Raw genomic sequence first — 26,944 nt, 5'->3', positions numbered from 1 at the left:
GGGTCCGGGTCCGGGTCCGGGCGGGACGGGTGGGCGGGTACGGGCAGGTACGAATGGGGGCGGGCGGGTCCGTCAGGTGAAGGTCATGGGCCGTACCGCGTTGGCCCGGTCGGTCAGCACTCCGTGGTCGGCTGCGGTGCGGGCCTGCTCGGCCAGCTCCCGCAGCGACTTCTCCAGCAGGTCGCGCAGCCCGGCCTCGGTGGGCGGCGCGCCGAGCAGCGGGCCGCCGTCGAGGGCGGCCCGCGCACCGCCGGTCAGCCAGTCCAGCGCGGCCTCGCGGACCTCCGCCGTCAGCCTGGCCCTGGCCCGGCCGGCCCGGTCGCCCTCGTCCAGATAGAGGCCGGGCAGTCGGCGGACCGCCTCGCGCAGGCCGTCCTCGGTGGGCGGGCCGCCGGGGGTGCGCCCGGCGTGGATGCGGACGGCCGCGATCCGGGCGGCGTCATGGTGCCGGGAGACCTGCGGCACGCCGTCCAGCACCTCCACGGCGCGGGCGGGCTCGCCGCGCCCCAGGTGGATGCGGGCCAGGCCGAAGGCGGCGCTGCCCTGCGCGTGGTCGCAGCGCCACACCGCCTCGTAGAACCGGGCGGCGGACTCCGCGTCGCCGCGCCGCTCGGCGCAGTAGCCGAGGGCGAGCTTGGGGGCGTGCTCACCGGGCAGCGCGCTGTAGACCGCGTCCAGGTGCCGTTCGGCGGCCGGGACGTCGTCCCCGGCGAGGGCCAGCAGTGCGCGGTGCCAGCCGATCCGCCAGTCGTGGGCGGCGGCCTCCTCGCCGCCGAGCAGGCCGACCCCGCGGGTGAGCCAGCTCCCGGCGGCCGCCGGGTCGTGCTGGAGCAGCGTCCGGCAGGCGTAGAGGGCGGTCTCCACCGTACGGGGGCGCTGGGCGGCGAGCTGTTCGACCAGCCGCCGCCAGCCGACCTGGGTGGGGGTGGTGACCAGGGCCGCCGCCGGGTCGTCGGGGTCGGGCAGCGGTACCGGCAGTCCGGTCGCGACCTGGGCGGCGGTGGGGCGGCCGAGGTCGGGCTCCGGCAGGCCGTCCGGGTGGTCGATCCAGCGGGACAGCGGCGGGACGGCGCCCAGACCGGCGTCGAGCAGCAGGGCGGTCGGGGCGAACACCACGGACGGCTCGGGGTGCTCCTGGCCGGTGTCCAGCGAGCGGAGTTCGCGCAGCACGCCCCAGAGCTGGCGGGCCATCTGCGCGGCGGTGCCGAACCGGGCCCGGGGGTCGGGGTGGGTGGCCCGCTGCACGACCCGCAGGAAGGAGATCCGGCTCAGGCCGCCGGCCGGGCGGGCGGCGGCGTTGGACAGCTCGCGCAGCGTGGCGCCGACCGTGTGGAGGTCGGACGCCTCGGTCCACCCGGCGGCGGTCCGCTCGTCGCCGGGCGGTGCGTAGTACGGGGTGCTGACCAGCGGGGACTCCCGGTCGTCGGCGCGGCGCACCGCCCCGAGGTCGATGACCTTCACCCGGTCGCCGTGGTGGATGACGTTGTCGGGCTTCATGTCGCAGTACAGCAGGCCACGGCGGTGCAGATGCTCCAGGGCGCCCAGGATGCGGCAGCCGTAGCCGACGACGTGCTCCAGTTGCAGCGGGCCGCCGAGCATCCGCTGCTGCTCCTCGGGGTCGGTCAGCTGGCGCAGCGACCGGCCGCCGACGAACTCCATGACGATGTAGTCGGTCGAGGCGGCGTCGGTGGGTCGGGAGTCCGGGTCGGAGCTGTGGTGGGTGGCGAAGCTGATGATCCGCACCACGTCCGGGTGGTCCAGCGCGACCAGGTGGCGGCGCTCCTCCTCGGCCTGCCGCCGGGCGGCGGCGTCATTGGCGTTGATCAGCCCCTTGAGCGCCACGAAGTGGCCTTCGAGCCGGATGTCGCGGGCCAGGTAGATCCAGCCGAGGCCGCCGTGCGCCAGCGGGCCGATCACCTCGTAGTGGTCGTCCAGCCGGTCACCGGGCCGCAGCTGCGGCGAGAAGTCGTACGGGGTGCCGCAGTTCGGGCAGAAGCCCCGGCTCGGGGCCGGCCGCCCGCCGTAGCCGATGCCGACGGTCTCCCGGCAGCCGTCCTTGCCGCAGCGGCGGCCGCCCGGCGGCGGACCGGGGTCGGAGATGACCAGCGCCGACGGGTCGGGCAGCCCCACGAACGGGAGGGACGGCAGCCCGCCGCCCGCCGACCAGCCGGCCAGCGTGGACGGGGTCGGGGTCTGCGGGCCGGAGCGCAGCGACGGCGGGGTGGCCGGCGGGGCGGGCCGGGGCGCGGGCGCCGGGGGTTCGGGCGGGGCGGGGCTGCGGCCGCACTCGTCGCAGTAGCCGGTGGCGGCGATGCGGCCGCCGCAGCCGGGCCGGTTGCAGGGTGTCGTCATGGCGCCGCCTCCCCGGGGGTACCGCCGGTCCGCCGCACGACCGCCTCGATGTACCGGGCCACCGCCTCCTCCGCCACCGCCAGGTCGCACGGCGCCTGCCACAGGCTGTCGTGGGCCCGGCGGTAGTGGGGGGCGACGGCGGTGTCCTCCAGCGCGCGGTGCGCGGCCAGCATGGCCTGGAACGGGATCAGCCGGCCGCGCAGTACGTCGCGGCGGGCGACCAGCGCCTCCAGTCGGGCGACGGCCCGCTCGACCTGGTCGCGGGCCAGCTCGGCGGTGCGCTCGAAGGCGGCCAGCTCGGCCGGGGTCGGCAGCGGCGGCGGTCCGCTGCCCGCGCCGGGGGCGCGCAGCGCGGCGAGGTGGCTGCGCAGCGCATGCGCGCGGGTGAGGGCGGTGGTGGCCTGCCGGAGGTCGGCCGTGACCAGGAGGTGCAGTTCGCGCAGCCGCTGCTGCCTGCGGACGGTGATCTCGTCCAGCAGCGCGGCCAGCCGGGTGATCCGGGGGCGGGCGGCGATCTCGTGCTCGGCCCGGCGGCGGCTCGGGGAGTCCGGGGTGTGGAAGACCAGCAGCAGGCGGCAGCCCCGTTCGGCGAGCAGGCCCAGCAGGTCGACCAGGGCGGCGGGTTCCGCGGCCTCGTCCACGCCGTCGACCACGGCGGTGAGCGGGATCTCGGCGTCCCGGAGGCGGGCCAGCGGGTCGGTGGTGCCGGCTTCGCCGTCACTGCCGGCCAGGCCCAGCCCCAGCCGCTCGGCGACCCGCTCCGCAACGTAGGCGGCGCTGCGCCCGGCGGCGTCGATGGCCAGGTCCAGGCTGCCGACCGGCGGCACGGTGGCGGGCGGCGCCGCAGCGCTCGGCGGGTCGGCGCCCCGGCCGGCCAGTTCGCGGTCCGCGAGGGTGATGGCGCGCTGGAGCGTACGGGCGCGGTGCTGGTCGCCGGGGAGTACGGTGCTGATCTTCACCTCGGCGGGGTCGGTGCCGTCCAGCCAGTGGACGAGCCGCTCCGCGAAGGGGGCGTCCAGCACCTCCTCGACGCTGCCGGAGACCAGGCTGAGGTCGACGGCCGAACCGCCGGACACCCACGCCCGCACCCGGGGCAGATGCCGCAGCACGGTCTCGGTGGGGATCATGTACGAGAGCCGCAGGCCGTCCTCGTCCCGGTAGCGGCTGACCACCATGCCGATGACCTGGCCGCTCAGGTCGTCGGTGACCGCCGCGCCGCTGAAGCCGGGGCGGACGGCCTCCTCCGGGGTCGCCGGGAACATCTGCACCCGCCCGTCGAGGCCGCACCGCCCGGCGAGGCGGGCTCGGAACCACACCCCCCAGTCCAGCCACTCCGGGTAGCCGTACATGTGCACGGTGCGATGCCAGGACGGTGACACCCGGTGGAATGTCGCGCCGCGCCCGGCGGGCTGCGCGGTCCGCAGGGTCAGCAGGGCCACATCGCCGCTGGGCTCGCCGTGCGAGTCGGTGGTCTCCGGAATCCAGCAGCCCTCGACCACCCGGGCCGGGACCGTTCGGCCGTCGGGGGCGCCCTCCAGGTCGACCAGCACGCCCTGGCCCTCGGGGACGACATGGGCACAGGTCAGCACGGTCTCCGTACCCAGCAGAATGCCCGCCCCCAGGATCGCCCCGTCCTCCGCCAGGATGCGTGCTCGCCAACTCTCCTCGGGCTCAGGTGAATTGACGGGGCGTTCGGTCCTGTCCCCCATGGCTGGAAAGCATACGCACGACGTGCCCGCCGCCGTAGACTCCTGCGGCGGGAGATCCGGACGGGGGTACGCGAAATGGGCGCCAAGGGCGAGGACTTCGTGGGGCTGGCGGAGGTGATCCGGCAGGTGCGCGGCGAGCTGGAGCAGGCTCGGCTGGACGGGCAGGGGCATGCGCTGACCTTCGCCGTGGAGAAGGTCAGCCTGGAGTTCGCGGTCCAGGTGCACCGGACCGGGTCGGGCAGCGGGGGCCTGCGGATCGGCGTGGTCACCGCCGAACTGGGCGGCTCCGCCGGGCGGGACACCACACACCGCATCCAGGTCGAGCTCCAGCCCAAGCACGAGGGACGCACCGCCCAGGTCGGCCGCCGCCAGCCCTGACCGGCGGGCTCCGCGTGCCCGGGAAGCCCGGAGGGGGCGGGGGGAGCACAGTTCCCCGCGCCCCCGGTTCAGGGCTGGTTCAGGGCCGGTTCAGGGCCGGGGCGCAGCGGCGAGTTGGCGGGACTGGGCGACGAGGCGGCCGGTGGAGTCCCAGACCTCGGCGTCCTCCTCCAGGTAGCCGCCGGCCAGGTTGCGGGTGGCGTGGCTGAGCAGCAGCCACCCCGGCGCGGGCTTGGCGCGGACGTGGACGGTGAGCTCCAGGGTGGGCGTCCAGCCGAACAGCCCCAGGTCGAAGGTGACCGGCGGCAGCGCGTCGGCGGCGAGCAGCAGCATCAGCGGGTCGGGTTCGCGGCCGTCGGCCAGGCGGAGCCAGCCCCGGATGACGCCGTTGCCGGAGGGCGCGCCGAGGGCCCAGCCGACGCAGGCGGGGTCGAGCCGCAGGTCCAGCCGGTGCAGCAGATCGGCCTGGGCCAGGAACTCGGGCGGCGCCTGGTCGGTGGAGATGCAGCGGTCCGGCGGGGGCAGCTCGGGCGGGGTGGCGGAGGTGCGGACGTCCGCGTGCTGGGCGTCGAGGTCGCCGTAGCTGCCCAGGACGCGCAGCCGCTCGACCTCGATCCCGTCCGGACCGGGCTGGCTGAGGGAGACCTGGCCGGTGGAGAGGGTGCGCCCCCGGCGGACCACCTCGGTACGCAGGGTGGCGGGTCCGGGCCGGGAGGCGGAGAGGTAGTAGCCGCTGATGGCGTACGGGTCGGTGTGGCCGGCGGCGGTGCCCAGCTCGCGGGAGAGGGCGCGGGCGGCGGTGGCGAGCAGCAGGCCGCCGTTGATGCCGCCGCCGATCCGCCAGCCGCCGTCGAGTTCGGCGTGGTGGACGCCGGGTTCCGCAGGGTCCTCGGTGACGGCGGTGCCCCGGTCGAACTCGGTGTCCAGGGGGCGGGCGGTGGTGTCGGCGACGGTCATGGACGGCATGTTACTCGCGGGTAGATGATCGTTCCACCCCCACCCGGACCCGAAACGCCCGGAGCCCCCGCACCGGCACCGGCACCGGCACCCGCAGTCAGGCCCGGGGCGCCGCCCCGTTGCGGACCGCCCACAGGGCGGCCTGGGTGCGGTCGGCCAGGTCCAGCTTCATCAGGATGTTGGAGACATGGGTCTTCACCGTCTTCTCCGACAGGTGGAGCGCTCGGGCGATCTCCCGGTTGGACCTGCCGTCGGCGATATGGCCCAGCACCTCCTGCTCCCGCTCGGTCAGGGTGCCGCCACGCCCCTGCGGCGGGCGCGGCCCCTCCTCGGCGAGCAGCGCCTCGGCCAGCTCCGGCTGGAGCAGGACGTGCCCGGCGTGCACGGCCCGGATCGCGCCGGCCAGCGCGTCCGGGTCGACGTCCTTGTACACGTACCCGGCGGCACCCGCCCGCAGCGCGGGCACCACGGTGCGGTGCTCGGTGAAGCTGGTGACGATCAGCACCCGGGCGGCGCAGCCGCGCTCGCGCAGCGTCCGCAGCGCCTCGATGCCGTCGGTGCCGGGCATCTTGACGTCCATCAGCACCACATCGGGTGCCAGCTCCTCGGTACGGGCGACGCCCTCGGCGCCGTCCGCCGCCTCGCCCACCACCTCGATGTCGTCCTGCACCTCCAGAAAGGTGCGCAGGCCCCGGCGGACGACCTGGTGGTCGTCGACCAGCAGGACCCGGATGCGCGGGCGGGCGGTGCCTGGGTCAGCCACCGGGGACCTCCATCTCCACTGTGGTCCCCTTGCCGGGGGCCGACTCCACGGTCAGGGTCGCGCCCGTCCGGGCGGCGCGGTCGCGCATCGAGACCAGGCCCAGGTGGCGGCCGGCCCGGCGTACCGTGTGCGGGTCGAAGCCGCAGCCGTCGTCCGCCACCCGCAGCAGGGCGCCCCGGGGGCAGGTGCCGCGCAGTTCGACCGCGACCGACTCGGCCCGCGCATGGCGCAGGGCGTTGTGCAGCGCCTCCTGGGCCACGCGCAGCAGCGCCTCCTCCTGGGCGGGCGGCAGCGCCCGTACGCAGCAGGCGGTGAAGGTGACCCGGGCGCTGTGGGCGCGGTTGAGCACCTCCACCTGCGAGGCGAGGGTGGCGACCAGGCCGTCCTCCTCCAGTGCGGCGGGGCGCAGCTCGACCACGACGGCGCGTAGTTCGTCGGCGGCCTCGGCGGCCAGCCGGGAGACCTCGGCCAGCTCACGGCGGGCCCGCGCCGGGTCGCGGTCCAGCAGTGCGGCGGCGGCCTGGGCGGTGAGCCGCAGCGAGAACAGCTTCTGGGACACGGCGTCGTGCAGCTCGTGCGCGATCCGGGCGCGCTCACCGGCCAGGGTCAGCTCCCGGCTGCGCTCGTACAGCCGGGCGTTGGTCAGCGCGATGGCGGCATGCGCGGCCAGGATGCGGACGAGCTCCTCGTCGTGGTCGGTGAAGCCGGCCGAGTCGCGCTTGTTGGCCAGGAAGATCGCACCGATGGTCTCGTCGCCGTCCGTGATGGGCACGCCGAGGAAGTCGGACAGTTCGGGGTGCGCGGCGGGCCAGCCCTCGAAGCGGGGGTCGCGGCGCACATCGGCCATCCGGCTGGGGACCGCCTCGGCCAGCAGGGCGGCGAGCACGCCGTGCTGGCGGGGCAGCGGGCCGATGGCCCGCCACTGTTCCTCGCTCACGCCGTCCACCACGAACTGGGCGAAGCCGCCGTGGTCGTCGGGCACGCCCAGCGCGGCGTACTCGGCGTCCAGCAGGGTGCGGGCGGAGGCGGTGATCCGCCGCAGCACCTCGCCGACCTCCAGGTGGCGGCTCATCGCCAGGACGGCGCCGCTGACCGCCTCGATCCCGGCCAGCGACGGATCGGCGGGCGCGGGCTCCCGGGGGTCGGCGGGCGGTGGTGTGGGCATGCCGTCACCGTACCGCCGGGCCGGCTGCCCGGCATCGGCCTCCCGGGCGGCCGACCCGGGACCGGGGTCCTAGGTACTGCGGCCCAGGTGGGAGGGGTCGGCCGATCGGGGAGGCCCGTCGGCGGGGCGGGCCGGTAGGCGGCCGGGCGGGTCAGATCGGGCCGGTCAGGTCGGTCCGGTCGGTCAGGTCAGGTCAGGCGGCCATGCCGGTCAGGTCGGGCGGGTCAGGTCAGGCCGGGCAGGTCGGTCAGGCCGGGCCGGTCAGGCGGGTCAGGCCGGTCAGGTCGGTCAGGTCGGTCAGGCGGGCGGGTCAGGTCGGGCGGCCCATACCGGTCAGGCCGGTCAGCTCAGGCCGGTCAGCTCAGGCGGGTCAGGCCGGTCAGCTCAGGCCGGTCAGATCGGGCCGGTCAGGCCGGTCAGCTCAGGTCGGGTGCCCATACCGGTCAGGTCGGGCGGGTCAGGTCGGGCGGGTCGGGCGGGTCGGGTCGGGTCGGGCGGGTCAGAACGAGTCGCCGTACCAGTGGGCGGCCCCGGGGGCGGTGAGGGTGGCGCGCAGGGCGGCGGGGGTGGTGTGGATCGGGCGGGCCATGCCGGTGCGGACGGTGAGCGGGTGGGGGTCGGCCAGCAGCGCGGGCAGGGCCGCGACGACCTCGGGGGTGTGCGGGAGTCTGGCCACCGCCCTGGTCCGCCCCCGGGCGGCACTGCGGGCGGCGACGGCACCGAGCAGGGCCCGGAGGGTGGCGGTCCGGTCCGGTGCGTCCGCTGCGAGGGCGATCTCGACCACCTCGACCTCCTGCGCATCGGCGCCGGGGCGGCTGACGGCGAAGCCGGCCGGCTCCTCGGCCGGGCCCGTCGCGACCAGGGTCTCGGCCGGTGCGGCGTACCAGGCGGGTATCCGGTACCGCCAGTCCTCCTCGCTGCGGACGGTGGTCAGCGGCCGGTCCCGGTCGTATGCGGCCCGCAGGGCCCGCAGCGCGGGCAGGTCGCCGGGCCGGGCCGGGCGGACACCGAGGGCGGCCGGTGGAGAGTCGGCCTGCGTGGGGCCGGCCTGAGCGGGAACGGCTTGGGCGGGAACGGCCAGTGGGCCGGTCCAGGCCGGGAGCGGGAAGACCGACCAGCCGGAGGTCTCGTAGACCCGCGGGGTGCCGGTGAACAGCAGCGACCAGCCGCAGCCGTCCTCGGCCATGGTGCGCACCGCGGCCGCCAGCAGGTGCCGGACGTGCCCCCGGCCCCGGGCCTCGGGCAGCGTGGCGACGCTGCCCACGCAGCCGACCCGGTCGACGGTGCCCGCCGCCGAGCGGATCGGCCTGGGCAGGTAGTGGACGACCGAGACCACCCGGCCGTCCTCGGCGGCGACGAAGGTCCGCCGGTGCCGCCCGGCGTCGCGGCCCCACAGCTCGGGGACCTGGGGGGCGTCGAAGGCGGCGGCCCACAGGGCTTGCAGGGCCGGTTCGTCCGCCGGGACGGCGGTGCGGTACTCCATGCGCGGCGGCCTTTCGGGGAGGTACGGGGTGCTACTGGGAGGTACGGGTGGGTGCCCCGGGCCGGGGCGACGGGGGTGGGCGGCCCCGGCCCGGGGCGGTCGAGGGGTGGCGGGTCAGAGCAGCAGGTTGCCGCCGGTGCGGATGCGGTCGCCCTCGGCGGGCAGTCCGGCGCGGGAGACGCCGTCCTCGGTGCAGGCGGTGTGCAGCAGGGCGGAGCGGCCGCCGAAGCCGCCCGGGGCCAGCGCCAGCCGCCCGCCGGTGAAGTGGGCGCCCACCGCCGCGTACCGGTTGGTGCCGGTGTCGATCCGCAGATGCGCGGTGTCCGGGTCGGCGGCGGTGCTGCGCAGGTCGGCCAGGTCCCAGGTGACCGTGGTGCCGGCGGCGCCCTCGGCTCGGGAGAGCAGTGCCCGGTCGGCGTTGCCGCCGGTGAGTCGGGCGCCGCCGCCGATGCTGATCCGCTGGTCGCGGACGGCGCTGAGGGCGAGTCCGGTGTCGGCGAGGGTGCCGCCGTCGATCCGGATCTCGGAGGCGCCGACCGATATCGGTGCCGCCTGCGGGCTGCCGGTGAGGGTGCAGTCGGTGAAGTGCACCGGTCCGGAACCGCGCAGCACGGTGCCGTCCAGTCCGGTGAAGGTGCAGCGGACGAAGTGCACCGGCGCGGTGACCGGGGTCTGCACCAGGACGCCGTCCTTGGGCAGGTCGAAGACGCAGTCGGTGACGGTGGTGGGCCGGGTGGAGCGGGCGGAGCGCTGGGCTATGGCGAAGAAGGATGCGGCGCAGCCGCGCAGCTGGGCGCCGTCGGCGTTGACGGTGAGGGTGCCCTCGGTGTCAAAGGTGGGCCGGGCGATGACGCGGACGTTCTCCAGCGTCAGATCGGTGATCTTGGTGTTAGCGGTGAACCAGGAGCAGACATGGTCGCGGACGGTGATCCGCTTGGCCGAGATGCCCCACTGGGCGCCGGAGTTGGCGATGTCCATCAGGCCGGAATTGCCCTCGAAGAGCAGGTCGTGCTCGTACTGGCCGTGAGTGGTGAAGGGGTTGCCGCCCTCGTCGTCGCCGTCGCCGTGGCAGTTGACGACCCGGCAGTAGGCGCAGGCGGTGAGGTCGTTGAGGTGGCGGACATTGCTGGTGGTGCAGTCGGCGACATGGCCGTACAGGCAGTAGATCTGCTGGGTGAGATAGCCCGCGCCGCCGTAGAAGACGGTCGGCGGGTTCTTCAGCGAGCACTGCTCGGTGCGGTAGCGGGTACACCAGCGGCGCATGATCACCGGCCAGAAGGTGCCGGTGGCGTGGATACCGGAGACATCGCAGTCCACCGCGTACTCATAGGCGACCGGGTGGGAGCCGGTGTACTCGTCGTCCACCGCGCCGGTGTCCTGGCCGGCCCCGAGGAAGACCAGGTTGCGGACGTGGACGCGCTCGACCGGTCGGACCCTGGTCCAGCTGAGGGTGCGTCCGGCGGCCAGCTCCCAGCCGTTGAGGTAGTCCACCCGGATGTGGGTGCGGTCGATGATCTCGGTGACCTCGACCAGCTTCTGCAGCTCGCGCTCGTCGCTGCCGCCGCCCGCGACGGAGTCGCTCTGCACCGCCCACCACTGGCCGACCTTGAAGGCGGCGGAGTTCGGCACCGGGAAGGCGTCGGTGAGTTCGATGACCTTCTCGGGGAGGGTGTGGCGGACGGTGTCGCTGGTCGGTTCGCCGCGGAAGTACAGCACGGCGCCGAACGGATTGTCGTGGCTGTTGCGGGCGATGCCGCCGGTGTGCACGGTGTGGCCGCCGAAGTCGATCTCCAGCCGAGAGCGGCCGAAGGTGTGGCGGCGGCGGAACAGCAGGTCGCTGTGGGCCTCGATCCGGTGCACGGCCGGGTCGTTGACCATCGCGTCCAGGGCGTCGTCGGCGGGTGTGGTGGCGTCGAAGAGGCCGAAGCGGCGGAAGTCCAGGGTGCCGTCGTGCAGTTGGCGCCAGCGGCCCCGGGCGGGTCGGTCGGCGGGGCGCAGCACGGTGCCGCCGTTGGGCGCGGCGGTGGATCGGGCGTCATAGCGCAGCACCGACCCGCCGCCGTCGCCGGGGGTGCGGTAGCCGGCCACCAGGGCGACCTCGCCGTCGGTGAGCTTGGCGGCGGGCAGGCGCAGCAGGTCGGTGACGGTGTCGAGCGAGCGTACGGCGCCATCGTGCGGGGCGGGGTCGGGGTGCCCCGGGCCGGGCTGCCGGGTGGTGGCGTGGGCTGCGGTCGGGGCGCCGAGGGTGGTCGCGGCGACCAGCGCGGCGCCCAGGCCGCCGGCATGCAGCAGTCGGCGGCGTGAGGTCTCGGGAGTGGCGGGGGCAGGAGTGAAGGTGTTGCCGGTGGATCTCATCGCGGATGGACCCGGCCTTCTCGGTCGGGGCGCCCGCTCGCGGCGGGGCCCTCAGTGGTGGGGGAGGGTGGTGCGGTACGGCGGCATGAAGCGGGTGCGCGGCATCTGGTCGGCGAGCACGCCGCCGTCCACCACGATCCGGCTGCCGGTCAGATAGCTGCCGGCGTCGGAGGCGAGCAGCAGCAGGGCGCCGGTGCACTCCTGCGGCTCGGCGTATCGGCCGAGCGGGATGCGCGCGCGGTACGCCGCCTCGAACGCCTCCCGGTCGAAGGGGAACTCCCCGTCGATCGGGGTGGCGACCATGCCGGGGGCCAGGCTGTTGACGGTGATGCCGTGTGGGGCCAGCTCGACGGCGAGGCTCTGGGTGAGCAGGTCCACGGCGGCCTTGGAGGCGTTGTAGTGGGCCAGCCCGGCCTCGGCTACCAGGGCGTTCTTGGAGGTGATGTTGACGATGCGGCCGGCCACCCCATCGGCCACCATGTGCTCGGCGACCCGCTGGGTGAGGAAGAACACCGCGTCCAGGTTGACCCGCATGACGCGCTGCCAGCTGGCCGGGGTGATCTCGTTGAACCGCTCCAGGGCGGCCGTGCCGGCGTTGTTGACCAGGATGTGCAGTGGCCCGGCCTCGGCCCGTATCCGGTCGGCGAGGGCGTGCAGTTCCTCGGTCCTGGCCAGGTCCTGGCCGTACACCCGCGCGGTCCGGCCCAGCTCCGCGACCTCGGCGGCGGTCTGCGCCAGGCCGTCCGCGTCGGGCAGGTCGACCAGCACTAGGTCGGCGCCGGCCCCGGCGAGGGCGGTGGCGAAGGCCCGGCCGAGGCCGCGGGCGGCGCCGGTCACCAGGGCGGTGCGGCCGGTCAGGTTGAACGGGTTCACGTGCGGGTCTCCCGGGGGTGCGGCGTCAGGACAGGCCGAGCAGGTCCAGCGAGGGGCGGTGGATCAGCGCTTCCACGGCGTCCCGGTCCAGCGGGTCCAGGCCGGGGATGCCGGGGATGGCGGCGATCCGGCGCAGCCCGGCGATGGAGTCGTCCACGGTGGTGAACGGGAAGTCGCTGCCGAACAGCAGCTTGTCCCAGACGCCGTAGTCCTGGACCAGTCGCAGGCTGTGCCAGAGTTGGAAGGGCCGGTAGTGCAGTGCGCTGATGTCGGCGTAGACATGGCGGTGCTTGCGGATCACCGCGATGCACTCGCCCTCGAAGGGGTGGCTGAGGTGGGCCAGCACCATCCGCAGTCCGGGGTGGCGCATGGCGACCCAGTCCAGGTGCCGGGGCATCGCGTACTCCAGCGGTGCCTGTGAGACAAAGGTCGTCCCGGTGTGCACCAGCAGCGGCAGGCCGTGCTGCTCGGCGTAGGCGTACAGCGGCTCGAAGGCCGGGTCGGCCGGGTTGAAGCCTGCGTACATCGGCATCAGTTTGATGCCGCGCAGCCCCAGCTCCTGGTGGCCGTGGCGCAGCTCGTCCTGCCAGCCGTCCTGGGTCGGGTCGATCGACAGGTAGCCGATCAGCCGGTCGGGGTGCTGGGCGACGTACCCGGCCACTGCGGCGTCGTCCACCCAGAGGCCGCTGCGCCGGGCCTTGCCGCCGACCACGACGGTGCGGGTGCCGGCCGGTGCGGTGGAGTCGTAGTCCTCCCAGCGGACGGTCAGGTCGACCTCGCCCGCGTGGGCGCGGGCCGACTCGCTGCGGAAGGTGGCGTCGAAGTCGTGGCTGTGCCGGAAGAGATGGGAGTGGACGTCGACGATCATGTGCGGTTCCGCTTCTCCCAGCCGGGGGCGAACATGTTCCAGAACCGGTGGCTGGGCGGATTGGCCGCGAAGACCTCGTCCACCAGCTCGATGCCCAGGCCGGGGCCGGTCGGCAGGCCGATGTGGCCGTCGACCACCGGCAGGGCGCCCTTGACGGCCTCGAAGACGTAGGGCTCCAGCAGGCCGTCGAAGGTCTCCAGGATCTGGAAGTTGGTGATCCCGAGCACGGCGTGCACCGAGGCGGTGGTGCACAGCGGGGAGTTGGAGTTGTGCGGGGCGACGGTCATGCCGTGGGCGTCCGCCTGAGCGGCGATCTTCCGGATCTCGGTGAAGCCGCCGACCATGGAGAGGTCTGGCTGCACGATGTCGACCGCGTTGCCGGCGAAGAGTTGCTTGTACTCGTAGCGGTTGTGGAAGTGCTCGCCGCCGGAGATGGGGAACGGCGCGATCTGCCGCAGCTCGGCGTAGCGCTCGATGTGCGTCCACGGCAGCGGTTCCTCGAACCAGCCGAGGTCGAAGGGCGCCAGCTCGTGGACCAGGCGGCGGGCGGTGCCCATCGCGAACCGGGCGTGGCCCTCCACGAAGAGGTCGATGTCCGGGCCGACGGCTTCGCGGACGGCGGCCACCAGCGCCACCGAGCGGCGCAGCTCGGCCTTCTCCAGGTGGTGCAGCCCGGCGCCGAAGGGGTCGAACTTCAGCGCGGTGTAGCCCTTGGCGACGGTCTCCCGGGCCTTGGCGGCGAAGGTCTCGGGGTCGCGCTCGCCGGTGTACCAGCCGTTGGCGTAGACCCGGACCCGGTCCCGGGTGGCGCCGCCGGTGAGCCGGTAGGCGGGGACGTCCAGGGCCTTGCCCATCAGGTCGTACAGCGCCTGGTCGACACCGGAGACGACGATGCCGCCGATGTCGCCGCCGCGCAGGAAGTCGCCCTGGTACATCCGGAGCCACAGCTCCTCGACGTCGAACGGGTCGGCGCCGATCAGGTGGCGGCGGCCCATCGCCTCGGCCAGCTCGCAGGTCTCCCGCACCCGGTACGGGTGGGTGATCTCGCCGACGCCGCTCAGGCCCTCGTCGGTGTGGATGCGGACGTAGCCGAAGTCCCGCCAGGCGGTGCCCAGGACCAGGGTCTCGACCCGGGTGATCCTTCCGGCGGGTCCGGCCGGGCGGCTGGTGTTGACGGTCAGCATCAGTGGGTCGCTCCGCCCATGGTGGAGGTGTGGGCCAGGTCGGCGGCGCCGCCCTCGGCGAGGGTCTTGCGGATGGCCGCCTCGCTGGCCTCGACCAGGCGGTCGATGTCGGCGTCGGTGTGCGCGTAGGAGACATGGCTGCGCTTGAGGTTGAGCGGCAGTTCGAAGATGCCGTGCTCGACCAGGTTGCGGCGGTAGCCGATGAACCGGGCGGCGTCGTTGGCGAGCAGGTCGTCATACGAGCGCGGGGCTGGTCCGGCCATGAAGTAGCTGACGAAGACCGAGCCATAGCCGGTGACCACGGCGGGCACGCCGAGCCCGGCGTACATGGCGGCCAGTTCGGTGCGGGCCCGCTCACCGAGTCGGAAGGTGTGTTCGTGGACCGGTTCCTCGCGCAGCTTGCGCAGCGTGGCGAGCGCGGCGGCGACGACGTTGGGGTGGCCGTTGTAGGTGCCGGCGAAGAAGGCGGGGCCGCCGGGCCGGGTGCTGAACAGGTCCATCAGGTCGGCGCGGCCGCCGAGGGCGCCGACCGGGGCGCCGTTGGCGATGGCCTTGCCCATGGTGGTCAGGTCGGGGGTGACGCCGCAGAGGGACTGGTAGCCGCCGAGCGCGTGGCGGAAGCCGGTGATGACCTCGTCGAAGACCAGGACGCTGCCGGCCCGGGTGCACTCCTCGCGCAGGGTGCGCAGGAACTCGTCGGTGGGCAGCAGCGCGCCCACGTTGTGCGGGATGGGCTCCACGATGACGGCGGCGATGTCCTGGCCGTGCTCGGCGAAGGCCTGCCGGACGGCCTCGGGGTCGTTGAACCGCAGTACCAGGGTGGCGGCCAGCACCTCGGGGAGGATGCCGGTGGAGGTCGGGTCCGGGCGGCCCAGCCGGTCCGGGCTGGAGATGACGTTGAGGCTGACGGAGTCGTGCCAGCCGTGGTAGCAGCCCTGGAACTTGACGACCAGACGGCGGCCGGTGGCGACCCGGGCGACCCGCAGCGCGTGGAAGGTGGCCTCGCTGCCGGTGCTGGTGAGCAGGACCTTCTCCACCGAGGGCAGCAGCTCGACCAGCTGTTCGGCCAGCGCCACCTCGCCCTCGGTGACGGCGACGCCGGCCAGGCCCAGGGTGGCGCCGGCCGTGGTGACGGCGGCGGCCACGTCGGGGTCGTTGTGGCCGAGCAGTGGTGGACCGAAGGCGGCGTGGTAGTCGGTGAACTCCCGGCCCTCGGAGTCCCAGAAGCGCGCCCCCTGGGTACGGGCGATCACCAGATCGGTGAGTCCGGGGATGCTGCGCTGGCCGCTGTTGACGCCTCCCGGGATGACCCGGCGGGCGCGCTCGGCGAGCGTCATGCGGTGCTCCTTGCGTCGATTGCTGTCCTTGCCGGTCCGCGACCCTGCCCGGTCGCGGACCGCGGGGCGCCATCCGCCCGGTAGGTCGTCGCAGGTCTTTCATTTCCAGAACGCTGTTCCGCAGAGCAGAACAGTCGCGATACTAGAGTTCGGATTCAGTCCCCGTCAAGGCCCATTCGCCGCTACCCTGTTCGGCTATGCGAAACAGTGAGGGCGGAGCAGACTCCGGCGAGCAGAAGTACTGGGTCAGGACGGTGGCCAGGGCCGCCGAGGTGCTGGAGGCGCTGGCCACCGTCGGACCCGGCGGCGGGCTGAGCGTCACCGAGATCAGCCAGACCTGCGGAATCTCCAAGAGCGCCGCCTTCGGACTGCTCCAGACACTGCGAAGTTTCGGGCTGGTCGCCGACGACGGCGAGGGCATGAGCCGGCGCTACCGGCTGGGCATGTCACTGGCTCGGCTCGGCGACCGGGCCCAGGTCCAGGTCTCGCTGCGGGAGGTCGCCCGCCCGGTGCTGCGCGAGCTGAGCCGCGCCACCGGCCTGGCCTCCCGGGTGGCCGTGCCCGAGGCCGGCCACGCCGTGGTCATCGACCAGGTCGACCTGGAGCACGGCTCCCGGCTCGATCTGCGGATGGGCACCCGGGAGCTGCCGCACTGCTCGGGGCTGGGCAAGGCGCTGCTGGCGGCGATGCCCGAGGAGGAGGGCCGCGCCCTGGTCCACCGCACCGGGCTGCCGCGCCGCACCTCGCGCACCATCACCGACGAGGACACCCTCTTCGCCCACCTGCGGGACGTCCGCGCCTCCGGCTACGCGCTGGACGACGAGGAGGACGCCGAGGGCATCTTCTGCATCGGCAGCCCGCTGCTCGACCACCGCGGCCGGGTTGCGGGCGCCATCAGCATCACCGGCCTCAAGCTCGACCTGCCGGGCTGGCGCTTCCAGGAGCTGGGGCGCCAAGTGCGGGACGCCGCCCAGCGGATCAGTGTCAGCCTCGGCCACCCCGGCGGGTCGGAACCAGAGCGCACGTGAGCCACGACACGGCGCGCGCTCAGCGGTTCACTCCGGACAGGTCTTGACCACCTGGGTGGCGACGACATAGCTTCCTGGCACCACGAGCGGTCCGCGACCACTCGTAGCGGTCCGCAGCCGTCCCTGCCCTCGGGCGTGCTGCCTCGTCAGGCCGCACCACATGCCATCCGCAGCTGCGGCACCCGGTGCCGCAGCCACCTGTACGGGCGGGCCCCTCCCCCCGTACACCGGCGGTCGCCGCGGGAACCCTCCTCACCAGCCCAACCGAAGGCTGAGGCATCCCCGTGAGCGTTCCCCCCCACTCCCCTGCGACCCCTTCCGCCTCCACGGACCCGGCCGGGCCGGCCATGAGCACAGCCGGCACCGCCAGACGTGCCCTGCTCCGCGCCGGCGGTATCGGCGGCCTGCTGGTCGCCGCCACCGCGGCGGGCACCTCCGTCGCGTCCGCCAGCCCGGCCACCCCCGCCACGGCATCCGCTGCGGGCTCGGGCTCCGGCCCGCGCATCGTGGACTCCGTCGCGGCGCTGCGGGCACTGAAGCCCGCCTCGCTGCGCTCCGGCGAACTCGCCGTACTTGCCGGGTACCGCACGCCCGGTGACGGCGGCGGCATGGCCGTCCGCTGGGACGACCGCTCCACCGCCGCGCACAACGGCGGCACCGTGCTGGCGCCGGCCAAGGCCGCCGCCCGGGGCCGCTGGCTCCAGCTGCACGAAGGCGTCGGCGACTTCCGCCGCTTCGGCCACTTCGACGACTCGGCGCCCGCCGATGCCGCGCTGGACGCGATGGTCGGTGACCCCGCGATCCACCGCATCGAGGCCCACACCGACCTGCTGTTCACCAAGCGGCACACCTTCTCCCGCTCGGAGATCGAACTCGACTTCGGCGGCCACCGGGTCAGCACCACCGGGATCGAGGACAACTCGTACGACAATCCGTTCGGCGCCGTGCTCTACTTCCGCGGCGAGGTCACCAAGACCGTGGTGAAGTCCTCGCTCTCCGCGCCGATGCCGGATCTGGCGGACATCTTCGAGGTCCCCGACTCCGCTGCCTTCAAGGTCGGCCAGTGGTGGACGGTGGAGATCGACGCGGTCAGCGGCACCGGGCAGTACGAGAAGGAGGTGCAGAAGCTCGTCCAGGTCACCCAACTGGTCGACGCCACGCACATCCGGGTCAACTACAAGATCGGCTGGGACCTGGCCAAGGGCCGCACCTTCACCTGGACCAGGGTCGAGCCCGTCCAGCGCGCCCATGTCCGGAACATGGTCTTCGAAGGCGTGGCCGACGGCGACACCTACACCGGCTCGCACCCTCTCGCCTACGAGTACGCCGTCTCCTGCGATGTCTCCGGGATCGACGCCACCGGCACCTTCTGGCCGGTGGTGATGCGCCGCTGGTGCACCTACTTCCACACCTATCAGTGCCAGTTGAAGAACCCCGCCTCGGTCACCTGGGGCGGCGCCGGCTACCTCACCCAGCAGATCTACTGCCTGTACGGACACGTCGAGGACTGCCACGTCGCCAATTCCCGGCACCTCAACGACTGGACGGCCTCCGCCTACGGCTATGTCACCAACTGCCACGGCGACGGCGACGACCAGGGGCCGTTCGTCACCCACGGCCAGTTCGAGCACGACCTCGTCTACACCGGCAACTCCGGTCTGATGACCTTCGCCAACTCCGGCGCGGCCTGGGGCTCGGCGGCCAAACGGATCACCGTCCGCAAGCACATCTGCTCCTGGTTCGTCGCCCGGGTGAAGATCACCGATCTCACCCTGGAGGATATGCAGGTCATCGGTAACGCCCAGGCCGGCTCCGGGATGATCTGGGTGAACGCCGACGGGGTCCAGCTGCGCGGCTGCACCTCCTCCGGACCGCTGGTGATCACCCAGTCCTCCAGTCGCTCCCAGCGCGCCAACGTCATCACCGACTCCACCTTCAACCAGGACAAGGGATCGGTGATCACCTCCGCCGAGGTCAGCGCGGACCTGCACCTGGAGCGGGTCGTGCTCAACGGGCTGGACGGCGCCGCGTTCAAGGGCAGCGGCACCCTGGTCCTGGACCGCTGCACCCTCAACGGCGCCTCGGCCACCGCCGCCCCCTGCACCCTGACGCACGCCGACACCACCGTGCACGGCGGCGTGCTGCGCAACACCGGCCTGGCCCTGGACGCGGCCAAGGACCAGCGGCTGCGGATAGACGGCGGTGCCCGGCTCACCGGCACCAACAGCACCGCCGCGCTGCTCACCCGCACCGGCGGCAGCCGCACCGTCAGCTGGGAGCTGGACGGGTACGGCTCCGAGGCCGCCGACGCCGAGACCGCACACCTGCTGATCACCGGTGGCCCCAACCGCTACCGGGCCGGCGGCAGTTCCTTCCGGGGCGGCCGACTGGAACTACGGCCCGCCGCCTTCACCGGCAGCAGCCATCTGCTGCACAGCGGCTGCGTCGAGGAGGGCACCACCCGCACCTCGATGCCCACGGAGAGCAAGCGCGTCCGCCACCGCGACGGCAACCTGCTGCTCTGAGCGGCCGCCCGGCCCCGGCGGCACCCCAACGCCCGCCGGGGCCGGGCCCCGCGCCCTGACCGCGCACACCCGACCGCGCATACCCCGCCCCCGCACGCCCCGACCCGGCACCCGCCAGACCCCTCCCCCGCGACCCGTGGACTGCACCGTGGCTGACACACCCCCCACCCACCCCACCGCCCCGATCGAGGGCCGGCCCGTCAGGATCGCCCTGGTCGGCGCGGGCAACCGCGGCCTCACCTACGGGGACTGGATCCACGCGCACCCCGAGCGGGCCCGGCTGACCGCCGTCGCCGACCCGGACCCGCGCGCCCGGGACCGCGCCCGAGCCGACACCGGGTACGACGGCTGGCGCTCGCTGCTGGCCGCCACCGAGGCGGCGGGCGGCCCCCTCGCCGACGGGGTGATCGTCGCCACCCAGGACCGCGACCACGTCGAGCCGGTGCTGGCGCTGGCCCGCGCCGGATACGCCATCATGACGGAGAAGCCGCTCGCCCCCACCGAGGACGAGTGCCGGACCATCGTGGCGGGCGTCGAGGCAGCCGGGGTCCCGTTCGCGGTCTGCCATGTGCTGCGCTACACCCCCTACACCGACCTGGTGCGGTCGGTGATCGCCAGCGGCGTGCTCGGCCGGCTCACCGGCCTGGACCACCTGGAGCCGGTCGGCTGGTGGCACTACGCACACAGCTATGTACGCGGACCCTGGCGGCGCGAGGACGAGTCCGCCCCGATGATCCTGGCCAAGTCCAGCCACGACCTGGACTGGATCGCCTATGTCACCGGGCAGCGGATCGAGACCGTGGCGAGCTTCGGCGGCCTGAGCCACTTCCGCCCGGAGAACGCCCCGCCCGGCTCCACCGACAACTGCCTGACCTGCCCGGCCGAGCCCGAGTGCCCCTACTCGGCCCCCAAGCTCTACTACCCCGCACTGCGCCGCACCGGCGGGGCCTGGCCGATCAGCCATGTCACCGACCGGGCCCACGGCCCCGCCGACCGGGCCGTCCTCACCGAGGCGCTGCGCACCGGCCCGTACGGCCGCTGCGTCTACCGCAGCGACAACGACGTGGTGGACAACCAGGTCGTCGCCATGCGGCTGTCCGGCGGCGCCACCGCGACCTTCACCATGAGCGCCTTCACCGAGCAGACCCACCGCCAGACCCGGATCTTCGGCAGCCACGGCTGGCTGCGCGGCGACGGCGAGCGGGTCACCGTCCACGACTTCCGGCACGACACCGTGACCGTGCACGAGATCGGCGCCAGCGGCTCCAACGCCGCCGACGGACACGGCGGCGGCGACACGGCCCTGGTCGAGTCGTTCGTCACCGCGCTCGCCACCGGCGACCGCTCGCACATCCGCTCCGGCCCCGCCGAGTCCCTCGGCAGCCACCTGGCGGCCTTCGCCGCCGAGCGCTCCCGACACCACGGCACGGTCGAGACCGTGCCCGCGCGCTGACCCACCCCCAGACCTCTCCCCCCACCCTCACACCGTGACACCGAGGAGCACCCGCACCATGAGAGCCAGCAGAACCGCCGCCGCGGCCGCCGCCGCCGGCCTGGCCGCCGTCTCCCTCGCCGCCTGCGGCAGCGACTCCAGCAGCAGCGCGAGCGGGAAGGACACCGTCACCACCTGGGTCTACCCCGTCATCGCCGACGAGAAGGCCAACCAGGCGTACTGGGACGGCCTGGTCAAGGGCTTCGAGGCCGCCAACCCGGGCATCAAGGTCAAGGTCTCCACCTACCCGTGGGCCAACCGCGACACCGCACTGGCCACCGCGCTGGCCGGCGGCAAGGGCCCGGACGTGGCGTATCTGATCCCCGACCAGCTCGCCGCCTACCAGAAGAACCTGATCCCGGCCGCCGACTACCTGCCGGCCGCCGACACCCAGGCCCTGCGGCCGTCCGCGCTCAAGGCCGTCACCGTCGACGGCAAGCCGCTCGCCACCCCGGTGCTGATGTCGGCCTTCCCGCTGCTCTGCGACAAGAAGGTCTTCGACGCCATCGGCGAGACCAGCTACCCCACCAGCTGGGACGAGCTGACCGCACTGGCGCCCAAGCTCAAGGCCAAGGGCTACTACGCCACCAGCTACAGCGGCGACACCACCGCCACCCTCAACATGACCTTCTACCCGCTGCTCTGGCAGGCCGGCGGCGATGTCTTCGCCCCCGACGGCAAGACCGCCGCCTTCAACAGCGACGCCGGGGTCAAGGCGCTGAGCTGGCTGAAGACCTTCGTGGACAAGGGCTGGACCCCCAAGGACCTGGTCACCACCACTCCGAAGATCGAGCAGACCGACCTCGCCAAGAACAAGGTCGCCTGCACCTGGCAGAACAGCGCGGCCGAAGTGGAGCCCTTCTGGGGCAAGGACAACATCATCGTCCAGCCGGCGCTGACCGGCACGACCCAGGCCGCGTACGGCACCGTCGGCACCCTGGCCATGTTCAAGGGCGCCGACAAGAACGCCGCCGGCAAGTGGATCGCGTACGTGGCGCAGCCGAAGAACACCGAGGGCCTGCAGAAGCCCGGCGGCTACTTCCCGACCCGCACCGACGCGGACGACCTCTACCCCGGGGACGCCATGCAGCAGGCCACCGCCAAGGCGCTGGACAGCACCCAGGTGGGCCCGCTCAACAAGGCGTCCCGCGATGTGATGGGCGTGCTCGCCCCGGAGATCCAGGCCGCGCTGCTGGGCAAGAAGAGCCCGCAGCAGGCACTTGACGACGCCGCCAAGGCCGCCGACCAGCTGATCTCCCGCAAGCGCTGACGCCGTCCGGCCCGTGCGGCCGCGCCCCTGGCGCCGCACGGGCCGGACCCACCCCCGCGTACTCCCCCGCACCCCCTGCAATCCCTGCACTCCCCCTCGAAGGAGGTCCCGTGGCCGCAGTCGCGGAACACCCCCGCCCGCAGAAGGTCCGCCGCGGGCCCCACGCCCGGCGGGAGGCCCGGATCGGCCTGCTGTTCGTGCTGCCCTGCCTGGTGCTCTTCCTGGTCTTCCGGTTCGGTCCGGGCATCGCGGGGCTGCTGCTGGGCTTCACCGACTACACCCTGGGCGAGAGCACCCACTTCACCGGGCTGGAGAACTTCCGGCGGCTGGTCCACGACCCGCTGTTCTGGTCCTCGCTGAAGGTCACCGTCCTCTACACGGTGCTGGCCGTCCCGCTGACGGTGGGCGCCTCGCTCGGCCTGGCGCTGCTCACCCGGCGGGCCTTCCGGGGCTCCAAGCTCTTCCGCTCGGTGTTCTTCCTGCCGGTGGTCACCAGCCTGGTGCTCGCCTCCACCGTCTTCATCTGGATCTTCTCCAGCGACGGCCCCTGGTCGGCGGTGATGGGCTTCCTGCACCTGCCCGACCAGTCCTGGCTCAGCGACTCCGCGCTGGTGCTGCCGGCACTGGCGGTGGTCGGGGTCTGGTCGCGCTGCGGCTACGGGATGCTCATCCTGCTGGCGCAGCTCCAGGAGGTGCCGCGCGAGCTGGAGGAGGCGGCGCTGATGGACGGCGCCGGGCCGGTCAAGCGGTTCTGGTACATCGTCGCACCCCGGTTGCGGCCCGCCTTCTTCTTCCTGGCGGTCATCGAGACCACCAACAGCTTCCAGGTCTTCGACGCCGTCTACATGATGACCGGCGGCGGCCCGGCCAACGCCAGCTACAGCCTCGTCTTCCAGCTCTACGACGCCGGCTTCAAGTACTTCGACCTGGGCTACGCCAGCGCCATCGGCTGCGTCCTGTTCGTCATCACCGTCGTCGTCGCGATCGTGCAGCGGGCGGTCATCGGGAAGGAGAAGTGACCATGGCACCGACCACCGCGGCCCCCGCCGCACCCGAGGCCGCCCCGGCACCGCCGAGCTCGGCAGCCACCGAGCGCAGACGCCGCCGCGCCGCCGAGCAGGACACCCTGCCGGGCTCGCTGCGCCCTTCGCGGGGCGGCCGGATCGCCCGGGGGGTGCTGCTGACCGTCGCCTCGCTGGTGACGATCTTCCCCTTCTACGCGATGGTCGTGCTGTCGCTGAAGCCCAGCGGCGCGGTGAGCCTGCCCGGCAGCCTGCTGCCCTGGCCGCTGTCCGGCGGCGCGTACGGCGATGTGCTCGGCTCCCAGGACGTGCCGCGCTGGCTGCTCAACACCCTGGTGTACTCGCTGGTCTCGGTGGTCGGCGTGCTGGTGCTCGCCTCGCTGGCCGGCTACGCCTTCGCCAAGAAGCGCTTCCCCGGGCGGGAGACCATGTTCTGGTCGTTCCTGTCCATGGTCATGGTCCCGTACCACGTGACGATGATCCCGACCTTCATCCTGATCGCCAAGCTCGGCGGGGTGGACAGCTACTGGGGGCTGATCCTGCCCACCCTCGCCAACGCACAGGCGGTCTTCCTGATGCGGCAGTTCATCCTCGGACTGCCCGACGAGATCTTCGAGGCCGCCCGGCTGGACGGGTGCAGCGAACTCCAGATCTTCGTCCGCGTCGTGCTGCCGCTGCTCAAGCCGATCCTGGCCACCCTGGGGACGTTCGTCTTCCTCTGGCACTGGAACGACTTCCTATGGCCGCTGATCATCGGTCAGAGCACCGACATGCGCACGCTGACCGTCGGCATCGCATCGCTCCAGCAGCAGCAGGTCCCGCTCAACCAGGTCCTCGCCGGCTCGGTGATCGCCTTCGTACCGATCTTCTCCGCCTATCTGGTGGGGCAGCGGTACTTCACCGAGGGCGTCACCGGCTCCGCAGTCAAGGGATGACACATGCACTCCGCTCCACCCACTCCGCTCGCCACCCCGTCCGCCGCGTTCCCCGCCGACGAGAAGCAGTTGGAGGAACTCCTCGCCACCCCCTCGGCCGCGCTGGTCGCAGACCTGGCCCGACTCGACGGTGACCTGGTGGTGCTCGGCGCCGGCGGCAAGATGGGCCCCAGCCTCTGCCGGCTGGCCCGCCGGGCGCTGGACGCCGCCGGGCGCGGCGACCTCGCCGTGCACGCCGTCTCGCGCTGGTCCGACCGCGCCCAGGCGGATGCGCTGGCCGCCGAGGGGATCACCCCGGTCGCCTTCGACCTGCTGTCCGGCGACCCGGCCGAGCTGCCCGACGCCGGGCAGGTGGTCTTCATGGTCGGCGCCAAGTTCGGCTCGGCCGGCCACCCGGCGCACGCCTGGGCGGTCAACGCGGCGCTGCCGGACCGGATCGCCCGCCGCTATCGGGGCGTCCGGATCGCGGCCTTCTCCACCGGCAACGTCTACCCGCTGGTCCGCACCGACGCGGCGGCCAGCACCGAGCAGGACCCGGTCGGCCCGGTCGGTGAGTACGCCATGTCCTGCCTCGGCCGGGAGCGGGTGTTCGGCTTCCACGCGGCGGAGTACGGCACCCCGGTCGCACTGATCCGGCTCAACTACGCGGTGGACCTGCGCTACGGCGTACTGGCCGACATCGCCGCCGCCGTGCACGGCGGCGACCCGGTGGACCTGGCCACCGGCCACGCCAATGTGGTCTGGCAGGGCTATGCGAACGAGGTCGCGCTGCGGTCGCTGCTGCATGCCTCGCCGGAGCCCTTCGTGCTCAACCTCACCGGCCCGGAGACCGCCTCGGTCCGGCGGCTGGCCGAGCTGTTCGCAGCCGAGTTCGACCGGCCGGCGCTGTTCGACGGCACCGAGTCGGGCACCGCGCTGCTGTCCGACGCCGGGCGCTGCCACGCGCTGTTCGGCTATCCGCCGATCGCCCTGCGGACCCTGGTCGGCTGGCAGGCCGAGTGGATCCGACGCGGACTGCCACTGTCCGGCAAGCCCACCAAGTTCCAGGTCCGCGACGGAAGGTTCTGATCCACCGTGCCCCACCCCACCACGACCAGCCCCACCACGACCAGCCCCACCACGACCACGCCCGCCACCTCCACCCCCGCCCCCTCCACCGGCACGGCCACCACGACCACGGCCCCGCTGGACCTCCTCGCCGCCGGTACGGTCGTCCCGGCGCACCCGCTGGCGTTGGACGCCGACCGGCGGCTGGACGAACGCCGCCAGCGGGCACTGACCCGCTACTACCTGGCCGCAGGCGCCGGGGGGGTCGCGGTCGCCGTGCACACCACCCAGTTCGAGATCCGCGAGCCGCAGATCGGCCTGCTCCGGCCGGTCCTCGAGCTGGCCTCCGAGGTGATCGAGCAGGAGGCCGGCCGGCCGGTCGTCCGGATCGCCGGGGCCTGCGGATACACCGCCCAGGCCGTCGCGGAGGCGGAGCTGGCCGCCGAGCTCGGCTATGACGCGGTGCTGCTCAGCCCGGCGGTGCCCGGCGCCGACGAGGCCGGGCTGCTGGACCGGGCCCGAGCCGTCGGGGAGGTGCTGCCGGTCATCGGCTTCTACCTCCAGGAGGCGGTCGGCGGCCGGTACCTCTCCCCCGCGTTCTGGCGGGCCTTCACCGACATCCCCTCGGTGGTCGCGGTCAAGGCAGCGCCGTTCGACCGGTACCGCACCGCCGAGGTCATCGCGGCCGTCGCCGGGGCCGACCGCGCCGACGAGGTCGCGCTGTACACCGGCAACGACGACGCCATCCTCCAGGACCTGCTGACGCCCTACCGGACCGGCGCCGGGCTGCGCTGGTTCGCCGGCGGTCTGCTCGGCCAGTGGGCGGTCTGGACCCGCGCCGCCGTCTCACTGCTGGCGGAGGTCCGCGACGCCCGAGCCGGCGACCACGCCCTCACCACCGACCTGCTGCGCCGCGCCCCGCAGCTGAGCGAGGCCAACGCGGCGGTGTTCGACGTACGCGGCGCCTTCCGGGGCTGCATCGCCGGTGTCCATCAGGTGCTGCACCGCCAGGGGCTGCTGGCAGGCACCTGGTGCCTCAACCCCGACGAGCGGCTGTCGCCGGGCCAGGCCGCCGAGATCGACCGGGTCGCCGCCGCCTACCCATGGCTGACCGATGACGCGTTCGTGGCGGAGCACCTCGATGACTGGCTCCGCTGAGGCCCGCCGCCCCGGGATCGTGGTGGCCGTCCCGCCGGGCCTGCGGCAGCAGTTCTTCACCACCGACGCCTGGCAGCGGCTGGCCGCACTGGGCGACCTCACGGTGCTGGACGACAACACCGACCGCGCCGCGCTCACCGGCGCGCTGGGCGGCGGCGCCGAGGTGCTGGTGACCGCCTGGGGCGCCGCACGGCTGGACGCCACCGCGCTCGCCGCCGCCCCCGGGCTGCGGCTGGTCGCGCACACCGGCGGCGCGGTGAGCCCCTATGTCACCGCCGAGGTGCTGGACCGGGGGGTGGCGGTCACCCAGGCCGGCGCGGCGATGGCCCGCTCGGTCGCCGAGGTCGCCCTCACCTTCACCCTGGCCCTGCTGCACCAGGTGCATCGCTTCGACCATGCGCTGCGCGGCGGCCAGGAGTGGGAGCAGGCCGGTACGGCACCCCGTCGGCACGAGATCCTGGGCTGCCCGGTCGGCGTGATCGGCGCCTCCCGCACCGGCCGCGCCTATCTGGCGCTGGCCCGCGCGCTCGGCGCCGAGGTCGCGGTGTACGACCCGTACCTGGACGAGGCGGAGGCCGCCCGGCTGGGCGTGCGCCGCTGCGGGCTGGACGAGCTGCTGCGCGGCAGCCGGATCGTCGCGGTGCACGCCCCGGCGCTGCCGGAGACCCGGCATCTGCTGGGCGCCCGGGAGCTGGCGCTGCTGCCGGACGGCGCCGGGCTGGTCAACACCGCCCGCTCCTGGCTGGTGGACGAGGCCGCGCTGCTGGCGGAGCTGCGCACCGGGCGCATCGACGCCGCCTTGGACGTCTACGACAGTGAGCCGCTGCCGGTCGGCCATCCGCTGCGCGCCCTGCCCAACGTGCTGCTGACGCCGCATCAGGCCGCTGCCACGGTGCAGTGCCGCTACGCGCTGGGTGACAGCACCGTCGCCGAGATCGGGCGCTACGTCCGTGGTGAGCCGCTGCACCATACGGTGGACCGCGATGCGCTCGCCCGCGTCGAGTAGCGCCCCCACATCGATCCTCTGACCATCCGACATACCC

General features: G+C 73.7%; 21 protein-coding genes. 10 read left to right on the top strand and 11 right to left on the bottom strand.

Annotated elements, in window-relative coordinates; all coding sequences use genetic code 11:
• Positions 1-72: 72 nt before the first annotated feature.
• Together ACIQGZ_RS21520 and ACIQGZ_RS21515 are read right to left on the bottom strand one after the other, a co-directional pair.
• Positions 73-2,352 (bottom strand): tetratricopeptide repeat protein, encoded by a 2,280-nt coding sequence (locus ACIQGZ_RS21520; protein ID WP_402603995.1) that lies wholly within the window; start codon positions 2,350-2,352, stop codon positions 73-75.
• A complete protein-coding gene (locus ACIQGZ_RS21515) occupies positions 2,349-4,061 on the bottom strand; it encodes a trypsin-like peptidase domain-containing protein (protein WP_402603992.1) in 1,713 nt (570 codons plus the stop codon). Before ACIQGZ_RS21515 ends, ACIQGZ_RS21520 begins: the two co-directional genes overlap by 4 nt.
• 75 nt (positions 4,062-4,136) lie before the next feature.
• On the opposite strand from ACIQGZ_RS21515, the gene ACIQGZ_RS21510 reads away from it, so the two are divergent.
• Positions 4,137-4,439 carry a trypco2 family protein gene (locus ACIQGZ_RS21510; RefSeq protein ID WP_402603990.1) on the top strand — a complete coding sequence of 101 codons (303 nt, stop codon included), beginning with the start codon at positions 4,137-4,139 and terminating at the stop codon, positions 4,437-4,439.
• A 90-nt stretch (positions 4,440-4,529) separates the two neighbouring features.
• Here the strand turns inward: ACIQGZ_RS21510 and ACIQGZ_RS21505 are convergent, their stop codons facing one another.
• The 9 genes from ACIQGZ_RS21505 to ACIQGZ_RS21465 all read right to left on the bottom strand — a co-directional run bounded on the left by ACIQGZ_RS21505 (position 4,530) and on the right by ACIQGZ_RS21465 (position 15,424).
• Positions 4,530-5,396 carry a thioesterase family protein gene (locus ACIQGZ_RS21505; RefSeq protein WP_402603988.1) on the bottom strand — a complete coding sequence of 289 codons (867 nt, stop codon included), beginning with the start codon at positions 5,394-5,396 and terminating at the stop codon, positions 4,530-4,532.
• Positions 5,397-5,493: 97 nt separating this feature from the next.
• Positions 5,494-6,159: a response regulator gene (locus ACIQGZ_RS21500; protein WP_402603986.1), complete on the bottom strand. Its 666-nt coding sequence runs from the start codon at positions 6,157-6,159 to the stop codon at positions 5,494-5,496.
• Positions 6,152-7,324, bottom strand: coding sequence for a GAF domain-containing sensor histidine kinase (locus ACIQGZ_RS21495; protein WP_402603984.1), 1,173 nt, complete (start codon positions 7,322-7,324; stop codon positions 6,152-6,154). Before ACIQGZ_RS21495 ends, ACIQGZ_RS21500 begins: the two co-directional genes overlap by 8 nt.
• Before the next feature lie 499 nt (positions 7,325-7,823).
• Positions 7,824-8,807 carry a GNAT family N-acetyltransferase gene (locus ACIQGZ_RS21490; RefSeq protein WP_402603982.1) on the bottom strand — a complete coding sequence of 328 codons (984 nt, stop codon included), beginning with the start codon at positions 8,805-8,807 and terminating at the stop codon, positions 7,824-7,826.
• Positions 8,808-8,921: 114 nt separating this feature from the next.
• A complete protein-coding gene (locus ACIQGZ_RS21485; protein WP_402603980.1) occupies positions 8,922-11,162 on the bottom strand; it encodes a peptidase C14 in 2,241 nt (746 codons plus the stop codon).
• Positions 11,163-11,213: 51 nt separating this feature from the next.
• Positions 11,214-12,035 (bottom strand): SDR family NAD(P)-dependent oxidoreductase, encoded by an 822-nt coding sequence (locus tag ACIQGZ_RS21480; protein ID WP_402603977.1) that lies wholly within the window; start codon positions 12,033-12,035, stop codon positions 11,214-11,216.
• Positions 12,036-12,060: 25 nt separating this feature from the next.
• Positions 12,061-12,903 (bottom strand): amidohydrolase family protein, encoded by an 843-nt coding sequence (locus tag ACIQGZ_RS21475; RefSeq protein ID WP_402603975.1) that lies wholly within the window; start codon positions 12,901-12,903, stop codon positions 12,061-12,063.
• Positions 12,900-14,087, bottom strand: a complete 1,188-nt coding sequence (locus ACIQGZ_RS21470) for a mandelate racemase/muconate lactonizing enzyme family protein (protein WP_402603972.1) — start codon at positions 14,085-14,087, stop codon at positions 12,900-12,902. The genes ACIQGZ_RS21475 and ACIQGZ_RS21470 overlap by 4 nt, the downstream gene beginning before the upstream one ends.
• On the bottom strand, positions 14,087-15,424 hold the full coding sequence (locus tag ACIQGZ_RS21465; RefSeq protein ID WP_402603970.1) for an aspartate aminotransferase family protein: 1,338 nt from the start codon (positions 15,422-15,424) through the stop codon (positions 14,087-14,089). The genes ACIQGZ_RS21470 and ACIQGZ_RS21465 overlap by 1 nt, the downstream gene beginning before the upstream one ends.
• Positions 15,425-15,621: 197 nt before the next feature.
• Between ACIQGZ_RS21465 and ACIQGZ_RS21460 the strand changes: the two genes are divergently transcribed.
• The 9 genes from ACIQGZ_RS21460 to ACIQGZ_RS21420 all read left to right on the top strand — a co-directional run bounded on the left by ACIQGZ_RS21460 (position 15,622) and on the right by ACIQGZ_RS21420 (position 26,907).
• Positions 15,622-16,452: an IclR family transcriptional regulator gene (locus ACIQGZ_RS21460; protein ID WP_402603968.1), complete on the top strand. Its 831-nt coding sequence runs from the start codon at positions 15,622-15,624 to the stop codon at positions 16,450-16,452.
• A gap of 347 nt (positions 16,453-16,799) precedes the next feature.
• The gene (locus ACIQGZ_RS21455; protein WP_402603966.1) at positions 16,800-18,977 is read left to right on the top strand and encodes a peptidase C14; all 2,178 of its coding nucleotides are present in this window, start codon (positions 16,800-16,802) and stop codon (positions 18,975-18,977) included.
• Between the two features lie 148 nt (positions 18,978-19,125).
• Positions 19,126-20,430, top strand: a complete 1,305-nt coding sequence (locus ACIQGZ_RS21450) for a Gfo/Idh/MocA family protein (RefSeq protein WP_402603963.1) — start codon at positions 19,126-19,128, stop codon at positions 20,428-20,430.
• Positions 20,431-20,488: 58 nt separating this feature from the next.
• On the top strand, positions 20,489-21,739 hold the full coding sequence (locus ACIQGZ_RS21445; protein WP_402603961.1) for an extracellular solute-binding protein: 1,251 nt from the start codon (positions 20,489-20,491) through the stop codon (positions 21,737-21,739).
• A 110-nt stretch (positions 21,740-21,849) separates the two neighbouring features.
• Positions 21,850-22,758, top strand: coding sequence for a carbohydrate ABC transporter permease (locus ACIQGZ_RS21440; RefSeq protein ID WP_402603959.1), 909 nt, complete (start codon positions 21,850-21,852; stop codon positions 22,756-22,758).
• A 2-nt stretch (positions 22,759-22,760) separates the two neighbouring features.
• Positions 22,761-23,696 carry a carbohydrate ABC transporter permease gene (locus ACIQGZ_RS21435; protein WP_402603956.1) on the top strand — a complete coding sequence of 312 codons (936 nt, stop codon included), beginning with the start codon at positions 22,761-22,763 and terminating at the stop codon, positions 23,694-23,696.
• A 3-nt stretch (positions 23,697-23,699) separates the two neighbouring features.
• Complete coding sequence (locus ACIQGZ_RS21430; protein ID WP_402603954.1) at positions 23,700-24,764, top strand: NAD-dependent epimerase/dehydratase family protein; 1,065 nt, start codon at positions 23,700-23,702, stop codon at positions 24,762-24,764.
• Positions 24,765-24,881: 117 nt separating this feature from the next.
• Entirely contained in the window at positions 24,882-25,901 is a 1,020-nt protein-coding gene (locus ACIQGZ_RS21425) for a dihydrodipicolinate synthase family protein (RefSeq protein WP_402604046.1), read from the top strand.
• Entirely contained in the window at positions 25,885-26,907 is a 1,023-nt protein-coding gene (locus tag ACIQGZ_RS21420; RefSeq protein WP_402603952.1) for a hydroxyacid dehydrogenase, read from the top strand. Before ACIQGZ_RS21425 ends, ACIQGZ_RS21420 begins: the two co-directional genes overlap by 17 nt.
• The last annotated feature ends 37 nt before the right edge of the window (positions 26,908-26,944 follow it).

It is taken from the genome of Streptomyces sp. NPDC092296, from assembly GCF_044755465.1.
GTDB lineage: Bacteria > Actinomycetota > Actinomycetes > Streptomycetales > Streptomycetaceae > Peterkaempfera.
The sequence above is the reverse complement of the archived record's forward strand: the minus strand, read 5'-3'. Positions and strand labels throughout refer to the sequence as shown.

Bases quoted from the DNA above. Each gene is read 5' to 3' on its own strand.
- ACIQGZ_RS21475 (WP_402603975.1), bottom strand. From the start codon at position 12,903: ATGATCGTCGACGTCCACTCCCATCTCTTCCGGCACAGCCACGACTTC.
- ACIQGZ_RS21470 (WP_402603972.1), bottom strand. From the start codon at position 14,087: ATGCTGACCGTCAACACCAGCCGCCCGGCCGGACCCGCCGGAAGGATC.
- ACIQGZ_RS21435 (WP_402603956.1), top strand. From the start codon at position 22,761: ATGGCACCGACCACCGCGGCCCCCGCCGCACCCGAGGCCGCCCCGGCA.
- ACIQGZ_RS21420 (WP_402603952.1), top strand. From the start codon at position 25,885: ATGACTGGCTCCGCTGAGGCCCGCCGCCCCGGGATCGTGGTGGCCGTC.
- ACIQGZ_RS21485 (WP_402603980.1), bottom strand. From the start codon at position 11,162: ATGAGATCCACCGGCAACACCTTCACTCCTGCCCCCGCCACTCCCGAG.
- ACIQGZ_RS21515 (WP_402603992.1), bottom strand. From the start codon at position 4,061: ATGGGGGACAGGACCGAACGCCCCGTCAATTCACCTGAGCCCGAGGAG.
- ACIQGZ_RS21460 (WP_402603968.1), top strand. From the start codon at position 15,622: ATGCGAAACAGTGAGGGCGGAGCAGACTCCGGCGAGCAGAAGTACTGG.
- ACIQGZ_RS21455 (WP_402603966.1), top strand. From the start codon at position 16,800: ATGAGCACAGCCGGCACCGCCAGACGTGCCCTGCTCCGCGCCGGCGGT.
- ACIQGZ_RS21505 (WP_402603988.1), bottom strand. From the start codon at position 5,396: ATGACCGTCGCCGACACCACCGCCCGCCCCCTGGACACCGAGTTCGAC.
- ACIQGZ_RS21510 (WP_402603990.1), top strand. From the start codon at position 4,137: ATGGGCGCCAAGGGCGAGGACTTCGTGGGGCTGGCGGAGGTGATCCGG.
- ACIQGZ_RS21430 (WP_402603954.1), top strand. From the start codon at position 23,700: ATGCACTCCGCTCCACCCACTCCGCTCGCCACCCCGTCCGCCGCGTTC.
- ACIQGZ_RS21465 (WP_402603970.1), bottom strand. From the start codon at position 15,424: ATGACGCTCGCCGAGCGCGCCCGCCGGGTCATCCCGGGAGGCGTCAAC.
- ACIQGZ_RS21520 (WP_402603995.1), bottom strand. From the start codon at position 2,352: ATGACGACACCCTGCAACCGGCCCGGCTGCGGCGGCCGCATCGCCGCC.
- ACIQGZ_RS21495 (WP_402603984.1), bottom strand. From the start codon at position 7,324: ATGCCCACACCACCGCCCGCCGACCCCCGGGAGCCCGCGCCCGCCGAT.
- ACIQGZ_RS21490 (WP_402603982.1), bottom strand. From the start codon at position 8,807: ATGGAGTACCGCACCGCCGTCCCGGCGGACGAACCGGCCCTGCAAGCC.
- ACIQGZ_RS21445 (WP_402603961.1), top strand. From the start codon at position 20,489: ATGAGAGCCAGCAGAACCGCCGCCGCGGCCGCCGCCGCCGGCCTGGCC.